Source organism: Xenophilus azovorans DSM 13620 (assembly GCF_000745855.1).
Lineage (GTDB): Bacteria > Pseudomonadota > Gammaproteobacteria > Burkholderiales > Burkholderiaceae_C > Xenophilus > Xenophilus azovorans.
In genome coordinates this window covers 74,386-98,113 of the sequence record NZ_JQKD01000008.1, presented here as the reverse complement: position 1 = coordinate 98,113, position 23,728 = coordinate 74,386, and the positions used below count along the sequence as shown (strand labels likewise).

Annotated in this window: 23 protein-coding genes; 8 read left to right on the top strand and 15 right to left on the bottom strand. The window is 72.0% G+C overall.

Going from position 1 to position 23,728, the window contains the following annotated elements; all coding sequences use genetic code 11:
• The first annotated feature begins 12 nt into the window (after positions 1 to 12).
• Positions 13 to 930, top strand: coding sequence for an aminotransferase class IV (locus Q392_RS07340; RefSeq protein WP_038203875.1), 918 nt, complete (start codon positions 13 to 15; stop codon positions 928 to 930).
• Between the two features lie 13 nt (positions 931 to 943).
• On the opposite strand, the gene Q392_RS07335 is transcribed toward Q392_RS07340, so the two are convergent.
• From Q392_RS07335 to norR, 3 genes are read right to left on the bottom strand one after another with little or no spacing between them, the layout of a single operon-like run.
• Positions 944 to 1,360: a putative toxin-antitoxin system toxin component, PIN family gene (locus Q392_RS07335; RefSeq protein ID WP_038203870.1), complete on the bottom strand. Its 417-nt coding sequence runs from the start codon at positions 1,358 to 1,360 to the stop codon at positions 944 to 946.
• Entirely contained in the window at positions 1,357 to 2,598 is a 1,242-nt protein-coding gene (locus Q392_RS07330) for a THUMP domain-containing class I SAM-dependent RNA methyltransferase (RefSeq protein ID WP_038203863.1), read from the bottom strand. The genes Q392_RS07335 and Q392_RS07330 overlap by 4 nt, the downstream gene beginning before the upstream one ends.
• A complete protein-coding gene (gene norR, locus Q392_RS07325; protein WP_051953054.1) occupies positions 2,595 to 4,187 on the bottom strand; it encodes a nitric oxide reductase transcriptional regulator NorR in 1,593 nt (530 codons plus the stop codon). Before norR ends, Q392_RS07330 begins: the two co-directional genes overlap by 4 nt.
• A 154-nt stretch (positions 4,188 to 4,341) precedes the next feature.
• Here norR and nirK point away from each other — a divergent pair, with 154 nt between their 5' ends.
• The 5 genes from nirK to map all read left to right on the top strand — a co-directional run bounded on the left by nirK (position 4,342) and on the right by map (position 10,104).
• On the top strand, positions 4,342 to 5,781 hold the full coding sequence (gene nirK, locus Q392_RS07320; protein WP_038203852.1) for a copper-containing nitrite reductase: 1,440 nt from the start codon (positions 4,342 to 4,344) through the stop codon (positions 5,779 to 5,781).
• A 124-nt stretch (positions 5,782 to 5,905) separates the two neighbouring features.
• Positions 5,906 to 6,583: an iron-sulfur cluster repair protein YtfE gene (gene ytfE / locus Q392_RS07315; protein WP_038203850.1), complete on the top strand. Its 678-nt coding sequence runs from the start codon at positions 5,906 to 5,908 to the stop codon at positions 6,581 to 6,583.
• A 22-nt stretch (positions 6,584 to 6,605) separates the two neighbouring features.
• Complete coding sequence (locus Q392_RS07310) at positions 6,606 to 8,900, top strand: nitric-oxide reductase large subunit (RefSeq protein ID WP_038203848.1); 2,295 nt, start codon at positions 6,606 to 6,608, stop codon at positions 8,898 to 8,900.
• A gap of 19 nt (positions 8,901 to 8,919) precedes the next feature.
• On the top strand, positions 8,920 to 9,246 hold the full coding sequence (fdxA, locus tag Q392_RS07305; RefSeq protein WP_038203845.1) for a ferredoxin FdxA: 327 nt from the start codon (positions 8,920 to 8,922) through the stop codon (positions 9,244 to 9,246).
• A 111-nt stretch (positions 9,247 to 9,357) separates the two neighbouring features.
• A complete protein-coding gene (gene map, locus Q392_RS07300; RefSeq protein ID WP_038203841.1) occupies positions 9,358 to 10,104 on the top strand; it encodes a type I methionyl aminopeptidase in 747 nt (248 codons plus the stop codon).
• Positions 10,105 to 10,128: 24 nt separating this feature from the next.
• On the opposite strand, the gene Q392_RS07295 is transcribed toward map, so the two are convergent.
• The 6 genes from Q392_RS07295 to argS all read right to left on the bottom strand — a co-directional run bounded on the left by Q392_RS07295 (position 10,129) and on the right by argS (position 16,519).
• A complete protein-coding gene (locus Q392_RS07295) occupies positions 10,129 to 11,703 on the bottom strand; it encodes an RNA polymerase factor sigma-54 (RefSeq protein WP_038203838.1) in 1,575 nt (524 codons plus the stop codon).
• A 16-nt stretch (positions 11,704 to 11,719) separates the two neighbouring features.
• Positions 11,720 to 12,511, bottom strand: coding sequence for an LPS export ABC transporter ATP-binding protein (gene lptB / locus Q392_RS07290; RefSeq protein ID WP_038203836.1), 792 nt, complete (start codon positions 12,509 to 12,511; stop codon positions 11,720 to 11,722).
• Positions 12,508 to 13,200: a lipopolysaccharide transport periplasmic protein LptA gene (gene lptA / locus Q392_RS07285; protein WP_051953052.1), complete on the bottom strand. Its 693-nt coding sequence runs from the start codon at positions 13,198 to 13,200 to the stop codon at positions 12,508 to 12,510. Before lptA ends, lptB begins: the two co-directional genes overlap by 4 nt.
• 231 nt (positions 13,201 to 13,431) lie before the next feature.
• Entirely contained in the window at positions 13,432 to 14,076 is a 645-nt protein-coding gene (locus Q392_RS07280) for a thiol:disulfide interchange protein DsbA/DsbL (protein ID WP_038204129.1), read from the bottom strand.
• A 70-nt stretch (positions 14,077 to 14,146) separates the two neighbouring features.
• Complete coding sequence (locus Q392_RS07275; RefSeq protein ID WP_038203827.1) at positions 14,147 to 14,827, bottom strand: SPOR domain-containing protein; 681 nt, start codon at positions 14,825 to 14,827, stop codon at positions 14,147 to 14,149.
• Between the two features lie 15 nt (positions 14,828 to 14,842).
• A complete protein-coding gene (gene argS, locus Q392_RS07270; protein WP_038203821.1) occupies positions 14,843 to 16,519 on the bottom strand; it encodes an arginine--tRNA ligase in 1,677 nt (558 codons plus the stop codon).
• Between the two features lie 152 nt (positions 16,520 to 16,671).
• Between argS and Q392_RS07265 the strand changes: the two genes are divergently transcribed.
• Positions 16,672 to 16,968, top strand: a complete 297-nt coding sequence (locus Q392_RS07265; RefSeq protein ID WP_038203819.1) for a PsiF family protein — start codon at positions 16,672 to 16,674, stop codon at positions 16,966 to 16,968.
• 68 nt (positions 16,969 to 17,036) lie between these two features.
• Here Q392_RS07265 and Q392_RS07260 read toward each other — a convergent pair whose 3' ends face one another.
• From Q392_RS07260 to Q392_RS07245, 4 genes are all read right to left on the bottom strand, one after another.
• Complete coding sequence (locus Q392_RS07260; protein WP_038203816.1) at positions 17,037 to 17,486, bottom strand: DUF2214 family protein; 450 nt, start codon at positions 17,484 to 17,486, stop codon at positions 17,037 to 17,039.
• Positions 17,487 to 17,616: 130 nt separating this feature from the next.
• Entirely contained in the window at positions 17,617 to 18,549 is a 933-nt protein-coding gene (locus Q392_RS07255; RefSeq protein ID WP_038203813.1) for a LysR family transcriptional regulator, read from the bottom strand.
• A 12-nt stretch (positions 18,550 to 18,561) separates the two neighbouring features.
• Entirely contained in the window at positions 18,562 to 19,752 is a 1,191-nt protein-coding gene (locus Q392_RS07250; protein ID WP_038203805.1) for a CaiB/BaiF CoA transferase family protein, read from the bottom strand.
• A complete protein-coding gene (locus Q392_RS07245) occupies positions 19,749 to 20,687 on the bottom strand; it encodes a hydroxymethylglutaryl-CoA lyase (protein WP_038203803.1) in 939 nt (312 codons plus the stop codon). The genes Q392_RS07250 and Q392_RS07245 overlap by 4 nt, the downstream gene beginning before the upstream one ends.
• A gap of 71 nt (positions 20,688 to 20,758) precedes the next feature.
• Here Q392_RS07245 and Q392_RS07240 point away from each other — a divergent pair, with 71 nt between their 5' ends.
• Positions 20,759 to 21,670 carry a RibD family protein gene (locus tag Q392_RS07240; RefSeq protein WP_051953050.1) on the top strand — a complete coding sequence of 304 codons (912 nt, stop codon included), beginning with the start codon at positions 20,759 to 20,761 and terminating at the stop codon, positions 21,668 to 21,670.
• A gap of 122 nt (positions 21,671 to 21,792) precedes the next feature.
• Here Q392_RS07240 and Q392_RS07235 read toward each other — a convergent pair whose 3' ends face one another.
• Together Q392_RS07235 and Q392_RS07230 are read right to left on the bottom strand one after the other, a co-directional pair.
• Positions 21,793 to 22,680 carry a class I SAM-dependent methyltransferase gene (locus Q392_RS07235; protein ID WP_038203797.1) on the bottom strand — a complete coding sequence of 296 codons (888 nt, stop codon included), beginning with the start codon at positions 22,678 to 22,680 and terminating at the stop codon, positions 21,793 to 21,795.
• Entirely contained in the window at positions 22,677 to 23,723 is a 1,047-nt protein-coding gene (locus tag Q392_RS07230; RefSeq protein ID WP_038203794.1) for a glycosyltransferase family 4 protein, read from the bottom strand. Before Q392_RS07230 ends, Q392_RS07235 begins: the two co-directional genes overlap by 4 nt.
• Positions 23,724 to 23,728 lie beyond the last annotated feature (5 nt).

The window sequence follows — 23,728 nt, the reverse complement described above, 5'->3', positions numbered from 1 at the left end:
AGGACATCCGCCATGACCCTGCCTCCCTCCCCGCCCACCGGCCTGCACGAAGGCGGCTGCGCCTTCGCCGACGGCGCCTACGTGCCGCTGTCGGAAGCGAAGGTCTCGCTGTTCGACTGGGGCTTCACCCGCTCCGACGCCACCTACGACGTGGCCAGCACCTGGGAGGGCGCCTTCTTCCGGCTCGACACGCACATGGACCGCTTCTTCGCCAGCCTGGAGAAGATGCGCATGTCGATCCCGTACAGCCGCGAGGCGCTGCGCGCCATCCTGCACGGCTGCGTGCGCGCCTCGGGCCTGAAGGACTGCTACGTCGCGATGGTGTGCACGCGCGGCGTGCCGCCCAAGGGCGCGCGCGACCCGCGGCTGGCCGAGAACCGCTTCTACGCCTACGCCCTGCCCTACGTGTGGATCGCCCCGCCCGACAAGCAGCGCGAGGGCATCGACCTGCACATCAGCGAGCGCGTGCGCATCGCGCCCGAGTCGGTCGACCCGACGGTGAAGAACTACCACTGGATCGACCTCGTGCAGTCGCTGTTCGACGCCTACGACCGCGGCCGCGACACGAGCTGCGTGGTCGATGCGCAGGGCAACGTGGCCGAGGGGCCGGGCTTCAACGTCTTCATCGTCAAGGACGGCGAGGTGCGCACGGCCGACCGCGGCGTGCTGGAGGGCGTCTCGCGCCGCACGGTGATCGAGCTGTGCGGGAAGCTGGGCCTCCCGCTGCGGGTGGCGCCGCTGCCGGTGGCCGAGGTGCGCGCGGCCGACGAGGTGTTCCTCAGCTCCACCGGCGGCGGCGTGCTGCCCATCGCGAAGCTCGACGGCGTGCCGCTGCCGCGCTTTCCCGGCCCCGTCACGCAGCGCCTGCACGACGCCTACTGGGCGCTGCGCAAGGAGCCGGCGTACCGCGACGAGGTGGACTACGGTTAAGTCTTCAGTGTCTCTAAGGCCAGCGCCGCGCCACCGTGGCGCCCACGCGGGCCAGCCGGCGCGCCAGGGCGAGCACGGCCTTGTCCTTGCTCAACAGCCAGGCGCCGTGCGCGGCGGCCAGGTCGACGAAGCGCTGGTCGTCCGGGTCCTTGCAGGTGAAGGGGGCCTTGGCCGCCGGCTCGGCGATGCGCGCATGGCGGTCGAAGCGCGCCAGCACCGCCTCGGCGCTGAGCGCGTGGTGCGCCAGGCGCGGCGCGATCTGCGGGTAGGCCAGCACCCGGGCCAGCTCGCCGCGCATCTCGGCGGTGGCGATCCAGTGCAGCGCGCCCGCTTCCAGCGCGGCGCGCAGGCCGGCCGCCGCCTCGTCGGCGAAGACGAAGAGGTCGAGCACGATGTTGGTGTCGAGGACGACGGCGGGCGCGTGCGTCACGGCTTCTCGCGCGCCGAGCCGGCCACCATGTCGAAGCGCAGCAGGCGGCATTCGATCGGGCCGTTCCACATCGGCACGCGGCGCGATTCCTTCAGGCGCATGCGCTGCGGCAGCTTCATGTCGGGCGTGAGCACCCAGGCGGTCCAGCCGGCGTAGTGCTTCTTCCAGTGGGCGGCGAGGCGGACGAAGAACTCGCCGCCGTCGTCCCCGGTCTGCGCCGTCTCGCGCGCGCCGCGGCCCGCGCCGGCGAAGCCGCCGGGCGCGATGCGCTCGCCGTAGGGCGGGTTCAGCAGCATCACGCCGGGCCGCTCCGAGGGCGGCATGCGCTGCAGCGCGTCGCCGCCGCGCAACTGCACGCGGCCGGCCACGCCCGCGCGCTCGGCGTTGCGCTGCGCGAAGTCGACCATGCGGTGCGAGACGTCGCTGCCGAAGATGGGCACCTCGCGCATCGCCGCCGCGGTGGCCGCGGCCTGCGCCTCGGCCCGCAGGGCGGCCCACGGCTCGGCGCGGTGCGGCAGCAGGCGCTCGAAGCCGAAGCGGCGCTGGCCGCCGGCGGGCAGGCCGGCGGCGATCTGCGCGGCCTCGATGGGCAGCGTGCCGCTGCCGCAGCAGGGGTCGTACAGGGGCAGGTCGGCCACGGCGCCGGTCTCAGGGTCCCACCAGCCGCTGGCGGCGAGCATGGCGGCGGCCAGCGTTTCCTTGAGCGGCGCATCGCCCTTGTCGGTGCGCCAGCCGCGCTTGAACAGGGCCTCGCCGCTGGTGTCGATCGACAGGCTCAGCCGGTCGGCCGCGAGATGCGCGAACACGCGCACGTCGGGGCTGCGCGTCTCGATGCTGGGCCGCACGCCACCGGCCCGGGCGCGGAAGCGGTCGGCGACCGCGTCCTTGATGCGCAGGGTGGCGAAGTTCAGGCTCTTGAGCGGGCTGCCGGCGGCGGTGGTCTCGACCTTGAAGGTCTGGCGCGGGGTGAACCAGGCCTCCCAGGCGACCGCGCCGGCGGCCGCGTACAGGTCGTCCTCGCTGCGGTAGGGGGCGTGCGCCAGCTCCACCAGCACGCGCTGCGCGAGGCGGCTCTTGAGGTTGAGCGCCAGCACGTCGCGCCAGGCGGCGTGCACGCGCACGCCGGCGCGAAGCACCTGCAGGTCGGCGCCGGCGCGGCCGGTGATGGCATGCACCTCCTGCGCGAGGAAGTCCTCCACGCCGGCGGCGCAGGGCAGGAAAAGGGAAAGGTCGTTCACGAAGCGGCGGCGGTCGGCGGGGTGGTGATTGTCGCCGCGGGCCGGCCGGCGGCCTTCAGGCCGAGCCGGCGCGCCAGCTTGTGCAGGTTGCTGGCGTCCAGCCCGAGCGCGCGCGCGGCGGCGGCCCAGTGCCCCTGGTGGGCGGCCAGCGCCTCGTGGATCGCCTGGCGCTGGCAGGCCTCGACCTGCTGGCGCAGGCTGCCGGCGGCGGCGGGCGGCAGCGGCGCCGCACCCGGCGGCGCGGACGGCAGCACCGACGGGTCCAGGTCCAGCAGCTCCGGCGCCAGGGTCACGATGTCGGTGCGCGCCGCGCCGCGGCTGACGGCCTTGAGCGCGGCGCGGCTGATCACGTGCTCCAGCTCGCGCACGTTGCCCGGCCAGGGGTAGCTGCGCAGCGCCTCCTCGGCGGCCGCCGACAGCCGCAGGCTGCGCAGCCCCAGCCGCGCGCGGTTGAGTTCGAGGAAACGGCCCGCCAGCAGCAGCACGTCGCTGCCGCGCTCGCGCAGCGGCGGGATGGGGATCGGGTAGACCGACAGGCGGTGGTACAGGTCGGCGCGGAAGGCGCCGTCGCGCACCTGCTCGCGCAGGCTGCGGTTGGTGGCGGCGATCACGCGCACGTTCACCTTGCGCGGCTGGTCGGCGCCCAGGCGCTGGATCTCGCCGTTCTGCAGCGTGCGCAGCAGCTTGGCCTGGATCGCCAGCGGCAGCTCGCCCACCTCGTCGAGGAACAACGTGCCGCCCTCGGCCGCCTCGAAGCGGCCGGGCCGGTCGCCCACGGCGCCGGAGAAGGCGCCGCGCACGTGGCCGAACAGCTCGCTTTCGGCCAGCGACTCGGGCAGCGCCGCGCAGTTGACGTGCACCATCGGCCCGCGCGCGCGCCGCGACAGGCGGTGCAGCCGGTGCGCGAACAGCTCCTTGCCCACGCCCGTCTCGCCCAGCAGCAGCACGGGCAGCTCGGAGTCGGCCACCACCTGCAGCTCGTGCAGCAGGTGGGCGATGGCCTCGCTCTGGCCGACGATCTCGCCCTCCTCGCGCGAGGCCGCGCCGCCGGCCGCCAGCGCGCCGGCCGACTGCTGCGCGGCCGCGCGCAGCGCCAGCTCCAGCCGCGACACGCGCACGGCCGCCTCCACCAGCGGCTGCAACTGCGCCAGTTCGAGCTGCATGGCCTCGTCGAAGGTGCCCACGGTCAGCGCGTCCAGCGTCAGCACGCCCCAGCGCTGGCCTTCCAGGTCCAGCGCCACGCCCATGCAGTCGTGCACGTGCAGCGGCTCGCCGGCGCGCTCGATCACCAGGCCGTCGTAGGGGTCGGGCAGGCCGCTGTCGTGGTGGAAGCAGGTGACCTCGCGCCGCTGCAGGATGGCCGCCAGGCGCGGGTGCTCCTTGATCGCGAAGCGCCGGCCCAGCGCGTCGCTGGTCAGGCCGTCCACCGCCACGGGGCGCAGCAGCTCGCCCTCGCCGTCCAGCCGCAGCAGGGCCACCGCGCCACAGCCGAAGTGCAGGCGCAGGGTCTCGACCAACCGCTGCGAGCGCACGGCCACCGGCAGGTCGGCCGCCAGGTCGGCCAGCAGCAGGGCGTGGACGGGGTTCATGGTAATTAATACCTTTCAGGGTTTTTTTAACCCTCTCAAGCAATGGTCATTTTAACCATCACTTTTGCAACCCGTTGAAGGGAAAGGAATTTTTTCTGGCGCGGGCCATGCAAGAAGGCAGGCATCACACAACCGACCGAGAGAGGTTTTCATCATGTCCCCGCGACGTCTTCTCCCCATCGCCGTGGCCATCGCCGCACTGGTGTGCGCGACGGCGGTCCCGGCCCAGCAGGCGGGCGCGCCCGCCGGCACCCCGGCGCAGGCCGCGCAGGCCGCCGCCAAGCGCTTCGTGCTGCACACCAACATCGTGGACGGCAAGATGGTCTACGTGGACGACAAGGGCGCCGTCAACCCCACGCTGAACGCGGCGGTGGGCGACACGGTCGAGATCCTGCTCGACAGCGGCGAGGGCGCCGAGCACGACCTGGTCATCACCGAGCTGAACGTGGCCTCGCCCAAGTTCAGCGCGGGCACCGGCCGCCAGAGCGTGCGCTTCCAGGTGACGCAGCCGGGCGAGTTCACCTACTTCTGCTCGGTGCCCGGCCACCGGCAGATCGGCATGGAGGGCAGGCTGCGCGTGACGGGCGAGGCCGTGGCCGCCAGCCCGGCCCGCGCCTCCACCGACGCGGCGCTGGCGCTGTACACGCCCGCGCCGGTGCCGCAGCGCGGGGCCGACCCGGCGGCGGTGGACGTCTCCGCCGACCCCGCCAAGGTGCCGCCGGCCATCGGCGCGCGCGCGCCGCAGACGCAGAAGGTGCGCCTGGAGACGGTGGAGCTGGCCGGCAAGCTCGACGACGGCACCAGCTTCACCTACTGGACCTTCGACCGCCAGGTGCCCGGCCCGATGCTGCGCGCCCGCGTCGGCGACACCATCGAGCTGACGCTGGCCAACGCCAGGGACAGCAAGGCCATCCACTCCATCGACCTGCACGCCGTGACCGGCGGCCACGGCGGCGGCGAGCACACGCAGGTGGCGCCGGGCACCGAGAAGACCATCACCTTCAAGGCGCTCAATCCGGGCCTGTACGTCTACCACTGCGCCACGCCGCTGGTGCCGCAGCACATCGCGGCCGGCATGTACGGAATGATCCTGGTCGAGCCCGAGGCGGGCCTGGCCAGGGTGGACCGCGAGTACTACGTGATGCAGGGCGACATGTACACGCACCGGCCCTTCGGCGCCAAGGTGCACCAGGAGCCCGACCTGGACAAGATGTCCAACGAGCTGCCCGACTACTACGTCTTCAACGGCGCCGTCGGCGCGCTCAGCAAGACGCACAAGCTGCAGGCCAGGGTGGGCGAGACGGTGCGCATCTACTTCGGCGTGGGCGGCCCGAACAAGGTGGCGTCCTTCCACGTCATCGGCGAGATCTTCGACAAGGTCCACGGCGAGGCCTCGCTCACCGGCCTGAAGAACGACGTGCAGACCACGCTGGTGGCCCCGGGCGGCGCCACCATCGTCGAGCTCAAGGTCGAGCACCCCGGCAGCTACCTGCTGGTGGACCACGCGCTCTCGCGCACCGGCAAGGGCGCGGTCGGCGTGCTCGAAGTCACCGGCGAGGGCGTGCCCGGCGTCTACCGGCCCGGGAGGCTCTGAGTGCCCCCAGGGCCGGGCTGCGCCCAGCCCGCCCCCCGAGGGGGGCAAGAAAACTTGGGGCGGCCCGGCGTTTTCTTGTGAGCAGGCCGGCGCCCCACGTACCCACCCCACCAAGGAGACCCCCATGGACTATCTCGATCAATCGCTGGGCCAGCTGGCCCGCCGCATCCCGGGCGCGACGCGCCTGTTCGACCAGCACCACCTGGACTTCTGCTGCGCGGGCAACCGCACGCTGCGCACGGCGGCTCAGGACCTCGGCATCGCGGCCGAGCCGATCGCCGCCGAGCTGCAGGCGCTGCAGCAGCGCACCGAGGCCGGCGCTGCGCAGGACTGGAGCGCAGCCACCGACACCGAGCTGGTCGACCACATCCTGGCGCGCTACCACGCGGTGCACCGCGAGCAGCTGCCCGAGCTGATCCGCCTGGCGCGCAAGGTCGAGCAGGTGCACGGCGAGCGCGCCGACTGCCCGCACGGCCTGGCCGACCACCTGGAGGCCATGGCGCAGGAGCTGGAGAGCCACATGCGCAAGGAGGAGGCGGTGCTGTTCCCCATGTTCGCCCGCGGCCAGGGCCGCATGGCGGGCATGCCCATCGGCGTCATGCGCGCGGAGCACGACAGCCACGGCGCCGAGCTGCGCCGCCTGGCCGAGCTGACGAACGACATCGCCGCGCCGCAGGGCGCCTGCACCACCTGGCGCGCGCTGTACGCCGGCCTGCGCACCTTCCGCGAGGACCTGATGGCGCACATCCACACCGAGAACAACATCCTGTTCGAGCGCTTCGCGCCCGCGCAGGTGCACTGAACCCCCACGAGGAGAAGACACCATGGGTCCCTACAAGAAGCACTGGTACACGCTGATCGGCCTGTGCATCGTCATGTTCTCGCTGCTGGGCTACTTCGGCGCGGACATCTACCGTTCGGCGCCGCCGATCCCCGCGCAGGTGGCCAGCAGCAGCGGCAAGGCGCTGTTCACCGAGAAGGACATCCTCGACGGCCAGACCGCCTGGCAGTCGGTGGGCGGCATGCAGCTCGGCTCCATCTGGGGCCACGGCGCCTACCAGGCGCCCGACTGGACGGCCGACTGGCTGCACCGCGAGCTGAGCGCCTGGCTCGACCTGGCGGCGCAGGAGCGCCACGGCAAGCCCTATGCCGAGCTGGACGACAGCCGCCAGGGCGCGCTGCGCGCCGAGCTGCGCGCCGAGTACCGCGGCAACCGCGTCGACGGCGAGAACAGGCTGGTGGTGAGCGAGCGCCGCGCCGAGGCCATCGCCCAGGTCGCCGCCTACTACGACCAGCTCTTCTCCGACGCGCCCGCGCTGAAGAAGAGCCGCGAGAACTTCGCCATGAAGGAGAACACGCTGCCCAGCGCCGAGCGGCGCCAGCATCTCACGCAGTTCTTCTTCTGGACCGCCTGGGCCGCCGCCACCGAGCGCCCGAACAGCAAGGTGACCTACACCAACAACTGGCCGCACGAGCCGCTGATCGGCAACGTGCCCAGCAGCGAGAACGTGGTCTGGTCGATCGCCAGCGTGGTGGTGCTGCTGGCGGGCGTGGGCTTCCTGGTGTGGGGCTGGTCCTTCCTGCGCCGGCACGACGAGCCGCAGCCCGCCGCCCCCGCGCGCGACCCGCTCACAACCTTCGCCCTCACGCCCTCGCAGCGCGCCTTGGGCAAGTACCTGTTCCTGGTGGTGGCGCTGTTCGTCTTCCAGGTGTTCATCGGCGGCTTCACGGCGCACTACACGCTGGAGGGACAGCAGTTCTACGGCATCGACGTGTCGCAGTGGTTCCCCTACTCGCTCACGCGCACCTGGCACATCCAGAGCGCGCTGTTCTGGATCGCCACCGGTTTCCTCGCCGTGGGCCTGTTCCTCGCGCCCGTCATCAACGGCGGCAAGGACCCGAAGTTCCAGAAGCTGGGCGTGGACGTGCTGTTCTGGGCGCTGGTGTTCGTGTGCGTCGGCTCCTTCGTCGGCAACTGGCTGGCCATCGCGCACAGGATGCCGGCCGAATGGAACTTCTGGCTCGGCCACCAGGGCTACGAGTACGTGGACCTGGGCCGCATCTGGCAGATCCTCAAGTGGGTCGGCATCCTGCTGTGGCTGGTGCTGATGCTGCGCGGCGTGCTGCCGGCGCTGTTCGCCCGCAGCACATCGGGCAAGAAGGAAGACAAGAACCTGCTGGCCCTGCTCACCGCCTCGGTGGGCGCGATCGGCCTGTTCTACGGCGCGGGCCTGTTCTACGGCGAGCGCACCAGCCTGTCGGTGATGGAGTACTGGCGCTGGTGGGTGGTGCACCTGTGGGTGGAGGGCTTCTTCGAGGTCTTCGCCACCACCGCGCTGGCCTTCGTCTTCAGCAGCATGGGGCTGGTGTCGCGGTCGATGGCCACCTCGGCCAGCCTGGCCTCCGCGTCGCTGTTCCTGCTGGGCGGCATCCCGGGCACCTTCCACCACCTGTACTTCGCCGGCACCACCACGCCGGTGATGGCGGTGGGCGCGGCCTTCAGCGCGCTGGAGGTGGTGCCGCTGATCGTGCTGGGCCACGAGGCCTGGGAGAACTCGCGCCTGAAGACCCGCGCGCCGTGGATGGCGAACCTCAAGTGGCCGCTGGCCTGCTTCGTCGCCGTGGCCTTCTGGAACATGCTGGGCGCGGGCGTCTTCGGCTTCATGATCAACCCGCCGATCTCGCTGTACTACATCCAGGGCCTGAACACCACGCCCGTGCACGCGCACTCGGCCCTGTTCGGCGTCTACGGCTTCCTGGCGCTGGGCTTCACGCTGCTGGTGCTGCGCTACGTGCGGCCGCAGTTCGTGTTCAGCGAGGGGCTGATGAAGACCGCCTTCTGGGGCCTGAACGCCGGCCTGGTGCTGATGATCGCCACCAGCCTGCTGCCGATCGGCTTCATCCAGTTCCACGCCAGCGTGACCGAGGGCCTGTGGTACGCCCGCAGCGAGGCCTTCATGCAGCAGCCGATCCTGGTGACGCTGCGCTGGGTGCGCACCTTCGGCGACGTGGTGTTCATCGTCGGCGCGGTCGCGATGGCCTGGCAGGTGGTGCTGGGCCTGGCCGGGCGCAGCGCGGCGGGACACGCCGACCCGCTGCTGCAGCCGGCGGTCCGCTGATTCGGGGCAGGCCCGCGCGATGACCCACGTCGTCACCGAGGCCTGCATCCGCTGCAAGTACACGGACTGCGTCGAGGTCTGCCCCGTCGACGCCTTCCGCGAGGGGCCGAACATGCTGGCGATCGACCCCGACGACTGCATCGACTGCGCCCTGTGCGTGCCCGAGTGCCCAGTGCACGCGATCTTCTTCGACGAGGACACGCCGCCGGACCAGCGCGACTTCCTGCCGCTGAACGCGCAGCTCGCCAAGGTCTGGCCGTTGATCGTCCGCGGCCACGAGGCCCTGCCCGATGCCGATGCCTGGGCCGACGTGGTCGACAAGCGCCATCTGCTGGACGAAGGCTGAGGCGTCCCATCCCAGCCACCGCCGGGCGCGAGTTTCGACCTCGGCCCGGCGGCGCTGTTTTCACGGCGCCGGCATCGGGTCAGAATCGGCCCCGACGCAACAGGACCCTTCATGACTATCGAAACCCAAGACGACGTCGTCGCACTGAAACGCATCGGCAGGATCGTCTCGCTGACGCTGCAGCGGATGCTCGATGCCGCGGAACCCGGCATGACCACCCGCGAACTCGACCGGCTCGGCGAACGGCTCCTGGAGGAGCACGGCGCGCAGTCGGCGCCGAGGCTGACCTACGGCTTCCCGGGCGCGACGTGCATCAGCATCAACGAGCAGGCGGCGCACGGCATTCCCGGGGACCGGGTCATCCGGGCCGGCGACGTCCTGAACGTCGACGTGTCGGCGGAGCTCGGCGGCTATTTCGCCGACACCGGCGGAACGACGGTCGTGCCGCCCTCCACGGCGCAGAAGACGCGCCTGTGCCATGCCACCCGCGCGGCGCTCGCCGAGGCCATGAAGCGCGCCCGGGCGGGGCAGCCGGTCAACGGCATCGGCGGGGCCATCGAGCGCACCGCGAAGGCGTACGGCTTCAAGGTCATCGAGAACCTCGGAAGCCACGGCGTCGGGCGCGCACTGCACGAGGCGCCGGACCACATCGCAGGCTACTTCGACCCCGCGGACCGGCGCATCCTGCAGGAAGGCATGGTCATCACCATCGAGCCCTTCCTGTCGACCAAGAGCCGCACCGTCACCGAGACCTCCGACGGCTGGACGCTGGCCGGCGCCCGCGGGAACCTGTCCGCGCAGTACGAGCACACGATGATCATCACGAAGGGCGCGCCCATCGTCGTCACGCAGCACTGACGGCGCGCGGGCGGAGGGCAGGCCCTACAGCGCCTTGCGCAGGTTCGCCGGCGCGATGCGCAGCGCCTCGCGGTATTTGGCGACGGTGCGGCGCGCGCACTCGATGCCCTGCTCCTTGAGCATCTCGGAGATCTGGCTGTCCGACAGCGGCTTCTTGGCGCTTTCGGCGCCGACGAACTGCTTGATGAGGGCGCGCACCGCGGTGCTGGAGGCGTTGCCGCCGGTCTCGGTGCCCAGGGCCGAGCCGAAGAAGTACTTCAGCTCCACCGTGCCGAAGGGCGTGGCCATGTACTTGGCCGTCGTCACGCGGCTGATGGTGGACTCGTGCAGGCCCAGCTCGTCGGCGATCTCGCGCAGCACCAGCGGGCGCATCGCCAGCTCGCCGTGCACGAAGAAGTTCTTCTGCCGCTCGACGATGGCGTTGGACACGCGCAGGATGGTGTCGAAGCGCTGCTGGATGTTCTTGATGAACCAGCGCGCCTCCTGCAACCGCTGCGACAGCGCCTGCCCGCCCTCGCCCTTGTGCGCCTTCAGCGCGCCGGCGTAGATGTCGTGCACGCGCAGGCGCGGCATCACGTCGGGGTTGAGCTGCACGCGCAGCTTCATGTTCGCGCCGCGGCCGCTGCGGGTGACGATGACGTCGGGCACGATGACGTTGCGCTCGACGTCGACGAAGCGCCGGCCCGGCTTGGGCTCCAGCTTCGCGATGAGCTGCATCGCCTGGCGCACCTCGTCCTCGCTGCCGCGGGTGAGCGCGGCCAGGCGGCGGAAGTCGCGCCGCGCCAGCAGCTCCATCGGCTGCTTGCAGATGGCCAGCGCGATCTTGCGCACCTCCATCGCGTCCTCGTCGCCTTCGTCGTCGGCGGCGCCGGCGCGCAGCTGGATGGCCAGGCACTCGCCCAGGTCGCGCGCGCCCACGCCCACCGGCTCCAGGCTCTGCAGCAGGCCCAGCGCGACCTGGAAGTGGTGCACCAGCTCGTCGAACTGGTCGTTGTCGTCGCCGGCCAGCGCCGAGGCCAGGGCGGGCAGCGAGTCCTCCAGGTAGCCGTCGTCGTCGAGCGACTCGATCAGGAAGCGCAGCGCGGCCGAGTCCTCCGGCGACAGTCGCAGGGACAGGGCCTGGCGGTGCAGGTGCTCCTGCAGCGACTCGTGGCTGCGCGCCAGCTCGGTGGCGTCGGCGCGCTCGTCGTCGTCGCCGCTGCCGCTGCTGCGCGGCAGTGCGTCGCCGCCCCATTCGCTGTCATCGGGCGCCAGGTCGACGCTGCCGTCGCCCTCCCAGTCGGGCTCGGCGTCGACGGCATCGGCCACGGGCGCGTCGGCATCGCCGCCGGCGACGGCGCCGTCGGACCCCGGCACGGCGAGGGACGGCTCGGCGTCCTCGCGCTCCTCGCGCGGCGGCGGCGCGTCGGCGCTGTCCAGGCCGAACTCCTCGCGCTGCGCCTCCTCGGTCTGGCGCTCCAGGAAGGGGTTGTCGTCGAGCATCTGCTCGACCTCCTGCGCCAGCTCCAGGGTGGACAACTGCAGCAGGCGGATCGACTGCTGCAGCTGCGGCGTGAGCGCCAGGTGCTGCGAAACCCGCAGCGACAGGCCCTGCTTCATGCCGTGCGGTCCTCGTTCACATGCGGAAGTGCTCGCCCAGGTACACGCGGCGCACTTCGACGTTGTCGACGATCTCCGATGGCGTGCCTTGTGCCAGCACATGCCCGTCGCTGATGATGTAGGCGTGGTCGCAGATGCCCAGCGTCTCACGCACGTTGTGGTCGGTGATGAGCACGCCGATGCCGCGCTCCTTGAGGAAGCTGATGATGCGCTGGATCTCGATCACCGCGATCGGGTCGATGCCGGCGAAGGGCTCGTCCAGCAGGATGAAGCGCGGCTGGGTGGCCAGGGCGCGGGCGATCTCCACCCGGCGCCGCTCGCCGCCCGACAGGGCCAGCGCCGGCGAATCGCGCAGGTGGTCCACGCGCAGGTCGGTCAGCAGCTCGGTCAGGCGCTCGTCCATGCGCGCCTTCGACAGCGGCACCATGCGGCCGTTCGCGTCGGGCTCGCGCTGCAGCTCCAGCACGGCGCGCACGTTGTCCTCGACATTGAGCTTGCGGAAGATCGAGGCCTCCTGCGGCAGGTACGACAGGCCCATGCGCGCGCGGCGGTGGATGGGCATGTGGGCGATCTGCTCGCCGTCGATGCTGATGTCGCCGGCGTCGGCGCGCACCAGCCCGACGATCATGTAGAAGGAGGTGGTCTTGCCGGCGCCGTTGGGCCCCAGCAGGCCGACCACCTCGCCCTTGCGCACGTCCAGCGAGACGTCGCGCACCACCCGGCGGCTGCCGTAGCTCTTCTGCAGGCCGCGCGCCTCCAGCCGGCTGCCGGGGGCGGACTCGGCCGCGGGGTTGGCGGCCTCGATCACGGGCGCGCCCCCTGGCCGTCCAGGGTGGTGCTGGGGCGCAGGCCCCGTTCGCCCTCGGGCGCGGCGGGGGCGGCCGGCGCCCCCTTGCCGGGCTCGCTGGCCGCGCGCGGCGTCAGGATCGCGCGCACCCGGCCGCCGGGCTGGCCGGCGGAGACGCTGGCGTCCGGCGGCAGCGGCGCGCCGTTGACGGTGAAGGTGTCGTTGCTCTGGTCGTAGACGATCAGCGGGCCGGTGGTCTCGTCGTTGACCCTGGCGCCGACCAGCCGGCGCATGACGGCGCGGCGGATGAACTTCACGTTGTCGGCGCGGCCGTCGTACTCGATGACCTCCGACTCGCCCTCGATCCACTCGTCGGTGCCGGCGTCGCGCTTCTGCTTGTAGTAGGCGCGCTGGCCGGGCGCGGCGGTGACCACGCCGTACTGGTAGCCGTCCGGGTCCTGCCGCACGTCGATGCGGGCGCCGCGGATGATGATGGTGCCCTTGGTGACGACCACCCGGCCGGTGAACACGCTGGTCTGCTTGAGGTCGTCGTAGCGCATGTTGTCGGCCTCGATGTTCATCGGCTTGGTGCGGTCGGCCTTCTCGGCCTGGACGGCGCCGCCGGCCAGGGCCAGGGCCGTGCCCAGGAACAGCAGGCGGGCCAGGCGGCGGAAGGAGGCGGCGGGGAGGTGCATCAAGGGGAATGTCATAAAGGCACGAAACTTGCTGGCATTGTATGCCGCGACCTTTCACGGAACGGACGGCCCTCAAGGACAAAAGCCCGCGAGCGCGGGCTTTGGGCAGGGGCGTTGCCTCCGATCAGGAGGCCGCGGAGCAGGCCATGCGGGAACACGCACGGAACCGGCTCCGCCGGGCCGTCGCGTGTGCCCCCTCAAGGGGGTTGGCGAAGCGGAACGAAGTCCGCGAAGACTGGGGGTGGTTCACTTTCTGGCCTGGCCGATGAGGGAGTCCGTGATCTGCAGCGCACGGCCGAGCGAGCCGGCCAGTTCGCCGTCCACGTACCAGCGGCCGGCCACGCCCAGCGCCGGCACGCCGGCCACCTTGTAGGCGTCGGTCATCTGCGTGGCGCGCTTGACCTTGCCGGCCACGCTGAAGGACTTGTAGGTGTCGGCGAACTGCTTGGCGTCCAGGCCGCTCTGCTGGCCGGCCCAGGCGAGGATGGCCTCGTCGCCGAACAGGCGCTGGCGCTCCTGGTGGATGGCCTGGAAGACCTTCATCTGGAACGCGTCGATCTTGCCCAGCGCTTCCAGCGTGTAGTAGAGCTTCTGCTTGGCCTGCACGTCGTTGCCCACGAAGGGCACGGGGATGCGGCGGAAGACCACGTTCGCGGGCAGCTTCTTGACCCAGGCTTCCAGCTGCGGCTCGAAGGCGGCGCAGTGCGGGCAGTTGTACGAGAAGAACTCGACCACCTCGATCTTGCCCGCCGGCGCATCGACCGGGGCCGGCTTGCCCAGCACCACGTAGTCCTTGCCGGGGGCGAAGGCGCCCTGGGCCTGGGCGGTGCCGGCCAGCGGCATCAGGGCCGCCGCGGCGGCGGTGGCGAGCGAAAAGTCACGTCGGTTCATGTTCAAGGTGTTTCTCCTGTGCCGCGGACAGAGCGGCGCGTGGGCCGGGGAGTTCCCCGGCGGGGGGCATTCAGCGCTGCACGCGCACGAGCGCGGCGTCGAAGCCGCCGGTGCTCAGCCGGTCCTTCAGGCGGTCGGCGTCGTCCTTCTTGTTGAAGGGGCCGGCACGGACGCGGTAGACGGTGCGGCCGGCCTGCTCGCGCTCGGTGATCTTGGCCTCCACCCCCATCAGCGAGAGCTTGGCGCGCTGGGCCTCGGCCTCGTCGGTGCCGCGGAAGGCGCCAGCCTGAACGAAGTAGACGAAGGGGTCCGGCCCCGTCGCTTCGGGCGCCGTAGCCACCTGCGTCCCGGCGCCGCTGCCGGCCCGCGAGCGGGCGAAATCGCCGAGCGGATCGCCGGACGCGGGGGCCGCCGGCCGTGCCGGCGCCACCACCACCGGGGCGGGCACCGGCGAATTGAGCTGGCCGGCCGCCGCCGTGGCCGCGTCGCCCGGCGGCGCCACGGTGCCGCTGGCGGTGGGCGCCGGCGTGCGCGGGGCCTGCGGCTTGCTGGCCAGCGGCGAATTGGGGTCCCAGTCGCGGTTCTTGCGCGCCTCGGCCTCGTCCTGCTCGGCGCCGCGCGGCTGGTTCTTGGCGAGGAAGGGCACCGGCACCTTGGTGACGTACACCGCCACGCCCAGCGCGATGCCCAGCCCGAGCACCAGGCCCACGATCAGGCCGATGACGGTGTTCCCTCGTTGTCTGCTTCTCATGGGTCCCATGTTTCTCTACATCTTGCGCGGAGCGCTCACGCCGAGCACAGCCAAGCCATTGTGCAGCACCTGCGCACAGGCGGCGACGAGGGCGAGGCGGGCTTTCTTCACGGCTTCGTCGTCGACCAGGATGCGTTCGGCGTCGTAGTAGCTGTGGTAGGCCGCGGCCAGCTCGCGCAGGTAGAAGGCGACGTCGTGCGGCGCGAAGTCGCGCGCGGCGGCGGCCAGCATGTCGGGGTACCTGGCCAGCAGCAGCATCAGCGGCTGGGCGGCCTCGGTCGCCAGGGGCGAGAGGTCCACGCCCTTCAGCGCAGCGGGGTCGGTGCCCTCCTTGTCGAGCACCGAGCAGATGCGCGCATGGGCGTACTGCACGTAGTACACCGGGTTGTCGTTGTTCTGCGCCAGCGCGAGGTCGACGTCGAAGGTGTATTCGGTGTCGGGCTTGCGGCTGAGCAGGAAGAAGCGCACCGCGTCCTTGCTGGTCCACTCGATCAGGTCTCGCAGCGTGACGTAGCTGCCGGCGCGCTTGCTGATCTTGACCTCCTGGCCGCCGCGCATCACGCGCACCATGGTGTGCAGCACGTAGTCGGGGTAGCCCTCGGGGATGCCCTCGCCCACCGCCTGCAGCCCGGCGCGCACGCGCGCGATGGTGCCGTGGTGGTCGGTGCCCTGGATGTTGACCACCTGGTGGAAGCCGCGCTCCCACTTGGCGAGGTGGTAGGCGACGTCGGGCACGAAGTAGGTGTAGGTACCGTCCTGCTTGCGCATGACGCGGTCCTTGTCGTCGCCGTAGTCGGTGGTCTTCAGCCACAGGGCGCCGTCCTGCTCGTAGGTCTTGCCGGCCTCGACCAGCTTCTTCACCGCGGCCTCGACCCGGCCGCTGGCGTACAGGCTCGATTCGAGGTAGTAGTGGTCGAAGCGCACCTGGAAGGCCTTGAGGTCCAGGTCCTGCTCGTGGCGCAGGTAGGCGACGGCGAACTGGCGGATCGAGTCCAGGTCGTCCGGGTCGCCGCTGGCGGTGTATTCGCGGTCGTCGGACTTCACCGTCTTCTTCGCCAGGAAGTCGTTGGCGATGTCCTGGATGTACTCGCCGTTGTAGGCGGCCTCGGGCCACTCGGCGTCGCCCGGCCTGAAGCCCTTGGCGCGCAGTTGCGTGCTGGTGGCCAGGGTCTGGATCTGCACGCCGGCGTCGTTGTAGTAGAACTCGCGCCACACCGGCCGGCCCTGCGTTGCCAGCAAGTTGCAGATGGCGTCGCCCAGCGCGGCCTGGCGGCCGTGGCCCACGTGCAGCGGGCCGGTGGGGTTGGCCGAGACGAACTCGACCAGCACCTTCTCGCCGCTCGCCTCCGGCTTGCGGCCGAAGGCCTCGCCGGCCTCGAGCACCTCACGCACCACCTGCTGCTTGGCGGCGGGTTTCAGCCGGATGTTGAGGAAGCCCGGGCCGGCGAGCTCGACCGCATCGGCCCACTGCGCGAAGGCGGGCGCGGCCAGCAGGGCCGTGCGCAGCTCCTCGCCGAGCTGGCGCGGGTTCTTCTTCAAGGGCTTGGCCAGCTGCATGGCGGCCGTGCAGGCCAGGTCGCCATGCGCGGCGACCTTGGGGGATTCGAAGGCGGCCCGCGCGCCCGCGCCGGGCGACAGCGCCTCCAGCGCGTCGGCCAGGGCGGCCAGCAGGTCCTGTTTGACGGTAAGCATCGCGGGATTTTATGGGGGGCAAACTCGCCGGACGGGTGGACTCAGGTCAGCCGATGCGGCAGGGTGGACGTTGAGGGCCCGGGCCCGGAGAATCCGGCCCGGCCGGCAAGGCCCGGCCACCTTCCATTCACTGCTCAGGAAGACCACACACCATGAAGAAGCTCCTCTCCCTCGCCGCCCTCGGTGCCTGCCTGGCCTTCGGCACCGCCGCCCATGCGCAGGACAAGGCCCCGACGGCACAGCAGAACAAGATGAAGACCTGCAACGCCGAGGCCGGCGACAAGAAGGGCGACGAGCGCAAGGCCTTCATGAAGCAGTGCCTCTCGGCCGCCAAGCAGACGCAGCAGGACAGGATGAAGTCCTGCAACGCCGACCCCAAGGCCAAGGCGCTCAAGGGCGACGAACGCAAGGCCTTCATGAAGGAATGCCTCAGCAACAAGGCCGCCTGACAAGCCGGCCCCGCGCAGCGGCCCGAAGGACGAGGCCCCGCCGGTGCGGGGCCTTTTTCGCCCGTCTTCTATCCGAAGCCGCGCGCCAGGAAGACGGCGAACAGCGGGATGAGCGCCACCAGGTGCGCCTGGATCATCACCAGCCGGCGCGTCTTGCGCACCTCGGCCTCGGCGGGCAGCGTGCCGTCGGCGCGCAGCCGCCGGCGCCAGCGCAGGTAGCTGATCGTGGGGAAGATCGACATCACGCCCACGATGATGAAGAGCGTGAGCTTCACGTGCAGCAGCGGGTTGGTCCAGTACCAGGCCGAGCCCTTGATGCCCCAGACGGTGCGCGCGATGCCGGTGGCCAGCACGGTCACGGCGGCGATGCCGTAGACCATGTCGACCCGCGCCAGGCGCTCGACGACCTTGGCGTTCATCCACTCCATGCGGCACAGCGCCGCCTCGCTGGAGAGGAAGACCACCATCGTCAGGATGGCAAGGATGTGCAGGTAGGCCAGGATGGCTTCGAGGGTCATCGGACGGTCCTCGCAGGGAAGTGTGTCGTGGGGAGGCGGGCATTGTGCCGCGCCCGCCCCGCGGCCCGGGTGGGCATGCGACGAAATGTCCAGGCGGCGGCGCGGAACGCGCCAGGGCGGCGCCGGCCGTTCAGCGGCCGCCGCTGCCCCAGTAGTCCGGCCGCGCGTAGTGCGCCTTGAGGAAGTCCAGCCACAGCCGCACCCGCAGCGGCAGGTGCTTGGCGTGAGGGAACACGGCGTAGATGCCGTTGGGCGGCGCCGCGAATTCATCCAGCACCGGCACCAGCAGGCCGGCGTCGATCTCGGCCTCGACCTCCCAGGTGCTACGCCAGGCGATGCCGTGGCCGGCCAGGCACCAGTCGTGCAGCACCTGGCCGTCGGAGCAGTCCAGGGGGCCGACGGGCTTGAGGTGGATCACCTCATGGCCCTCGCCGCCCTCCTGCGGGACGCTGAATGCCCATCCGCGGGTCTGCGAGGCGTCGCTGCTGAGGGTGAGGCAGGCGAAGCGCGCCAGGTCCGTCGGATGCCGGGGCACGCCGTGGCGGCGCAGGAAGTCGGGCGTGGCGACGCAGCGGCGGCGGTTGTCGGCCAGCCGCATGCTCACCAGCGAGGAATCGGGCAGGTCGCCCACGCGCACGGCGCAGTCGAAGTGCTCGCCGGCCATGTCGATGACGCGGTCGCTCAGGTTCAGCGAGATCGTCACTTCCGGATGCAGCTCGTGGAAGCGCGGCACCAGCGGCGCCACGTGCCGGCGGCCGAAGCCGGCCGGCGCCGTCACGCGCAGGTGGCCGCTGGCCTTGACGCGGCCGGCGCTGACGCTGGCCTCGGCGTTGGCCAGCTCGGTCAGCAGGCGCTGGCAGTCCTCCAGGAAGGCGCTGCCCTCGTGCGTGAGCGTCAGGCGCCGCGTGGTGCGCAGCATCAGCCGCACGCCCAGGCGTTCCTCCAGCGCGTCGAGCCGGCGGCCGATGACGGCCGGCGCCACGCCCTCGGCCTTGGCGGCGGCGGTGAGGCTGCCGCGCGCGGCGACGGCGACGAAGGTCTCGAGCTGGGTCAGGCGGTCCAACGGCGCGGACCTTCAGCGCACGGCGCCGCCCGCGCGCAGCCGCGCGATCTCGTCCTCGCCGTAGCCCAGCTCGCGCAGCAGCGCATCGGTGGACTCGCCGATGGCCGGCGGCTGCAGCCGGATGCCGGGCCGCTCGCCGCCCAGGGTGAAGGGCAGGAGCGGCACCTTCGCCATGTGGCCGTCGTTCATGCGCACCGGCGCCAGGCCGCCGCTGGCGTTCAGGTGCGGGTCGTCGAAGAGTTCCTGCGGCCGGGTGATGGGCGCGAAGGGCAGCTCGTTCGCCTCGAACACGGCCGCCAGTTCGCCGGCGCTGCGGCCGGCCAGGTGCGAGCGCAAGAGCGGCATCATCCACTCGCGGGCGCGCACCCGGTCGTTGTTGGTGGACAGGCGCGGATCGGCCAGCAGTTCGTCCAGTCCGAAGGCCTTGCAGAAGATCTGCCACTGCTTGTCGCTGACGACCGCCAGGAAGATCTGCTCGCCGTCCTTCACGGTGAAGACGTCGTAGATGCCCCAGGCCGAGATGCGGCCGGGCATCGGGTCGGCCGCCTTGCCGGTGGCGGCGAACTGCATCATGTGCTGCGCCACCAGGAAGACGTTGTTCTCGAACAGTGCCGACTGCACCTCGCAGCCGCGGCCCGTCTGCTCGCGCTGGCGCAGCGCGGCCATCGCGCCGATGGCGCCGAACAGCCCGCCCATGATGTCGTTGACGCTGGTGCCGGCGCGCAGCGGATCGCCGGCGCGGCCGGTCATGTAGGCCAGGCCGCCCATCATCTGCACCACCTCGTCCAGCGCGGTGCGGTGCTCGTAGGGGCCGGGCAGGAAGCCCTTGTGGCTCACATAGACCAGGCGCGGGTGGTCGGCCTTCAGGCTGTCGTAGTCCAGGCCCAGCTTCTTCATGGTGCCGGGCTTGAAGTTCTCGCTCACGACGTCGGCGGTGGCGATGAGCTTCCTGGCGGCCGCGATGCCCTCGGGCGACTTCAGGTCCAGCGCGATGCTCTTCTTGTTGCGGTTGAAGGCGGGGAAGAAGCCCGCGCCGGAGCCCAGCAGGCGGCGCGTGGCGTCGCCTTCCACCGGCTCGACCTTGATGACCTCTGCACCCAGGTCGCCCAGCAGCAGGCCGCAGGTGGGCCCCATGACCATGTGGGTGAACTCGACCACGCGGATGCCCGCGTAGGGCAGCGGGGCGGCAGTGCTGTCTGTCATGGCTGGATTCCTCGTTGAACGAAGCCCTTGGGCAGCCCGGCCTCGGGCGTCATGCCGTAGACCGGCTCGCCGGGCAGGCCGGCCATCAGCGGCTGGCGCGCGGCCAGGAGGCGCTGCAGATCGACACCGGTCGGCACGCCCATCGCCTCGAACATGAAGACCAGGTCTTCCGTCACCACGTTGCCGGAGGCGCCGGGCGCATAGGGGCAGCCGCCCAAGCCGCCGAGCGAGGCGTCGAAGGTGGTGACGCCCTCCTCCCACGCCGCCAGGCAGTTGGCCAGGCCCAGGCCGCGGGTGTTGTGCATGTGGGCCGCACCGGCCTTGCCGCCCAGCTCGCTGCGCAGGCGGCGGAACAGGCGGCGCACCTGCGCCGGGTTGGCGTAGCCGACGGTGTCCGACAGGCCGACCTCGTCGGCGCCCGCCTCGGCGCACAGCACGGCCAGGCGGATCACGTCGTCCTCGTCGACCGCGCCCTGCAGCGTGCAGCCGAAGGCGGTGGAGATGCCGGCCTCCAGGCCTGCGCCGGGCGCGAGTTCGCGGCGCAGCGCGTCGATGGCGCGCACCTCCTCGACCATCTCCTCGGGCGTCTTGCGCACGTTGGCCAGCGAGTGGGCGCGGCTGGCCGACACCGGCATGGTGAGCTTGTGCGCGCCGGCCGCCAGCGCCGCCTGCGCGCCCTTGCGGTTGGGCACCAGCGCCATCGCGGTCAGGCCGGGCAGCGCGGCGGCGTGGCGCACCACCTCGGCGGCGTCGGCCATCTGCGGCAGCAGCTTCGCGGGGACGAAGGAGGCGACCTCGATCTCGCGCAGGCCGGCGGCGTGCAGCGCGTCGATCCAGCGCAGCTTGTCGGCCGTGGGCATGGTGGCCTTCACCGACTGCAGGCCGTCGCGCGGGCCGACCTCGCTGATCAGGACGGCGGGAGCGGGAAGAGACATGCGGCGATTGTCCGCGACGGCGCCGCGCGAAGGATTGCGCGTTTCGGGCCGAGCCGTCACAGTCGGCACGGTTGCCAGCCGATCCATCCCCCCTGCACGCGTCCGCCGCTTCGGCGGAGCGGCCTGCGCACGCGCAGCCGGGCTCGGCCGAGGCGCTGTGGGCGCTGCTGCTGTGCCAGGCCCACGGCGCGCGCTCCGCCTCTTCCGGCGAGGCGCTGGACTGGCAGCCCGACGCGGGCTGGGCGCTGCGCGGCGCCTGGGCGGACGCGGCGCGTGCGCTGTTCGCGCTTTTCAAGCCGCTGCTGGACATCCAGGCGCGCACGGGGGGCTGGGTGGTCGGCCAGCTCGGGCAGAGCCTGGACGGCTGCGTGGCGACGCGCACCGGCGAATCCCGCTTCATCAACGGGCCGGAGAACATCGTCCACCTGCACCGCCTGCGCGCGCTGAGCGAGGTGGTGCTGCTGGGCGCCGGCTCGGTGGCGGCCGACAACCCGCTGCTGACCACGCGCAAGGTGCCGGGCCCCAACCCGACGCGGGTGCTGCTGGACCCGCGCGCCGGCCTGGCGGAGCGCGCCGCCTCCGCGCAGGTGTTCGTGGACCGCAGCGCGCCCACGCTGTGGCTGTGCGATGCCCGCTGGCGATCGCAGGCCGAGGAACAGGCGGGCGCCGGCCGGGTGCTGGCGGTGCCGGGCCTGCTGCGCGACGACGACGGCACGCCGGACGCGGCGCGCGCGGTGGCCGCGCTGCGCTCGCGCGGCCTGCGGCGCATCTTCGTCGAGGGTGGCGGGGTGACGGTGTCGCGCTTTCTCGCGCAGGGCTGCCTCGACCGGCTGCACCTGTCGGTGGCGCCGCTGCTGGTCGGCAACGGCCGGCCGGGGCTGCGCTTCGACGGCCCGGCGCGGCTGGCCGACTGCGCGCGGCCGGCGCACCGGGTGCACCCGATGGGGGTCGATCAGCTCTGGGACCTGGACCTGCGCGGCTAGTGCGGATCGGCGTTCGATCAACGACAACCGTTCGGGCTGAGCTTGGCCTGTCCTGAGCTTGCCGAAGGGTCGAAGCCGGGTGCGGCGCTTCGACAGGCTCAGCGTGAACGGTTGGTGGATGCTCATGGGCGCACTTTCGCGAAAAGGTCGATGTGACCGACATTCAGGCAAGTGGAGCGCCGCATCGCGTGGCGCCGCGCCTGCCAGGCGTCGACGAGCGCCCTGTCGGCGGCCCCGGCCTGTTCCCTGGCGGCCTGCGCCATGCCATCGACCATCGCGGCCAGCATGGCGTCGTCGCCTTCGATGTCCCAGTCGCTGGACACCTGCTGCACCACGTAGCCGGCATCGCCGATGAGGCGGCCGGCCACGGCCGGCGCCTGCGCGCCCAGCGCGGGGCCGAAGCCCTTGTCGCGCCGCTGGTGCGCGGCGAACAGGCGGTCGATGGCGGCGTCCGCCGGATCGGCGGGCGTCCAGCCCACGCGCCCATCGACGCTCAGCGCGAACAGCATCGCCGCCTGCGCGTCGCGTGCGTGCCCGACCAGCGCCTCCAGCCAGGAGGCCGACACGAGGTCGAGCAGCGCGGAGGCCGTCACCAGTTGCGTGTCCGCCAACTCGAGGCGGTGCAGGTCGTGCGCCAGGTCCAGCGCTTCCAATGTGACCTCGGCGCCGAAACCGGGCCCGTCAATGCCGATGGCGTCCGCGCCGATCCCGCGCAGCGTGTAGCCCTGGTGTTCCGCCCATGCCGCCAGCGCCCCGGGCACGGCCGCCAGCAGGGCGGGGTCGTGATCGACCAGCCGCCAGCGCTGGCCCGGCCCGAGCCGCGGCGCAAGCGCCCGGAAGTTCGCGCCGCTGCCGCAGGCCAGATCGAGCACCGACGGCCCCGCGCCGCCATGCGCCGCACGCCACCGCTGCGCCAACGCAGGCAGCGCGAAGGCGTCGATGGCCGCTGCGCGCGCCCGGCGGTCGAAGGGCTCGCGCAGGGCCAGCCAGTCGGCGCTGAATCCGCTCATGGCAGCCGCAATGCCTCGGCGAAGCGCGCGGCCGCCTCGCGCCAGCCGGGCAGGCGCGCGCCGGCGGCCCGCGCGCCGCGGGCCAGCGACGCCCGCCAGGCGGGATCGTCCAGCAGGCGGGCCAGCGCGGCGCGCAGCGCCGGCACGTCGCCGGGCGGCACCAGCACGCCGGCCCCGGCCGGCACGGTGTCGGGGATGGCGCCGGCTGTCGTGCTCACGACGGGCAGGCCGTGCGCCATCGCCTCGGCCAGCGCCATGCCGTAGCCCTCGTGGAAGGACGGCAGGACGAAGGCATCGGCCTGCGCGTAGTGCCGGGCCAGCCGGTCCGCGTCCACTTCGCCATCCAGATGCACGCGCTGCGCCATGCCGTGCGCCGCGATGGCGTGGCGCAGTGCATGGACCGTGTCCGGGCTGCGCGCAAGGCTGCCGACGCAGCGCAGCGTCCAGGCGCGGTCCTGAAGTCCGGCCAGGGCGTCGATCAGGACGCCGTGTCCCTTGCGCGGCGTCACGGCGGCCACGCACAGCAGCGACAGGCCGTCGCCGGCCGGGCGTTCATGCGCAGCGGCGGGCACGGTCCCCGGCTCCACCACGTGGATGCGCGCCGGCGGCACGCCGTAGTCGCGCTGCAGCGCGCGCGCCGTCGCGTGGCTCGTGACGATCACCCGGCGCGCCGCCGCCAGGGCGCGCCGCTCGCTGTCGAGAAGCTGCCGGCGTTGCGCCTCGCCCAGCCCCGTTTCCAGCGCCAGCGGGTGATGCACCAGCGCCACCCAAGCCAGCCGCTGCGCATGGCGGGCGGCGAGTTCGGGCAGCGCGCCGAAGGCCAGGCCATCGACGACCACCAGGCTGCCGCCGGGCAGGCCCGCGATCCGTTCGGCCGCATCGGCCAGCGCGGCCGCATCGGGCCAGGGGAAGCCGTCGGCCAGCGCCAGGACGTCCACCGTCCAGCCCGCGTCGCGCAGGCCGCCGATGATGTGCCGGTCGTAGGCATAGCCGCCCGTGCAGGTGTCCAGGTCGCCCGGCACCACGAAGACCACGGACGGCACGGTGC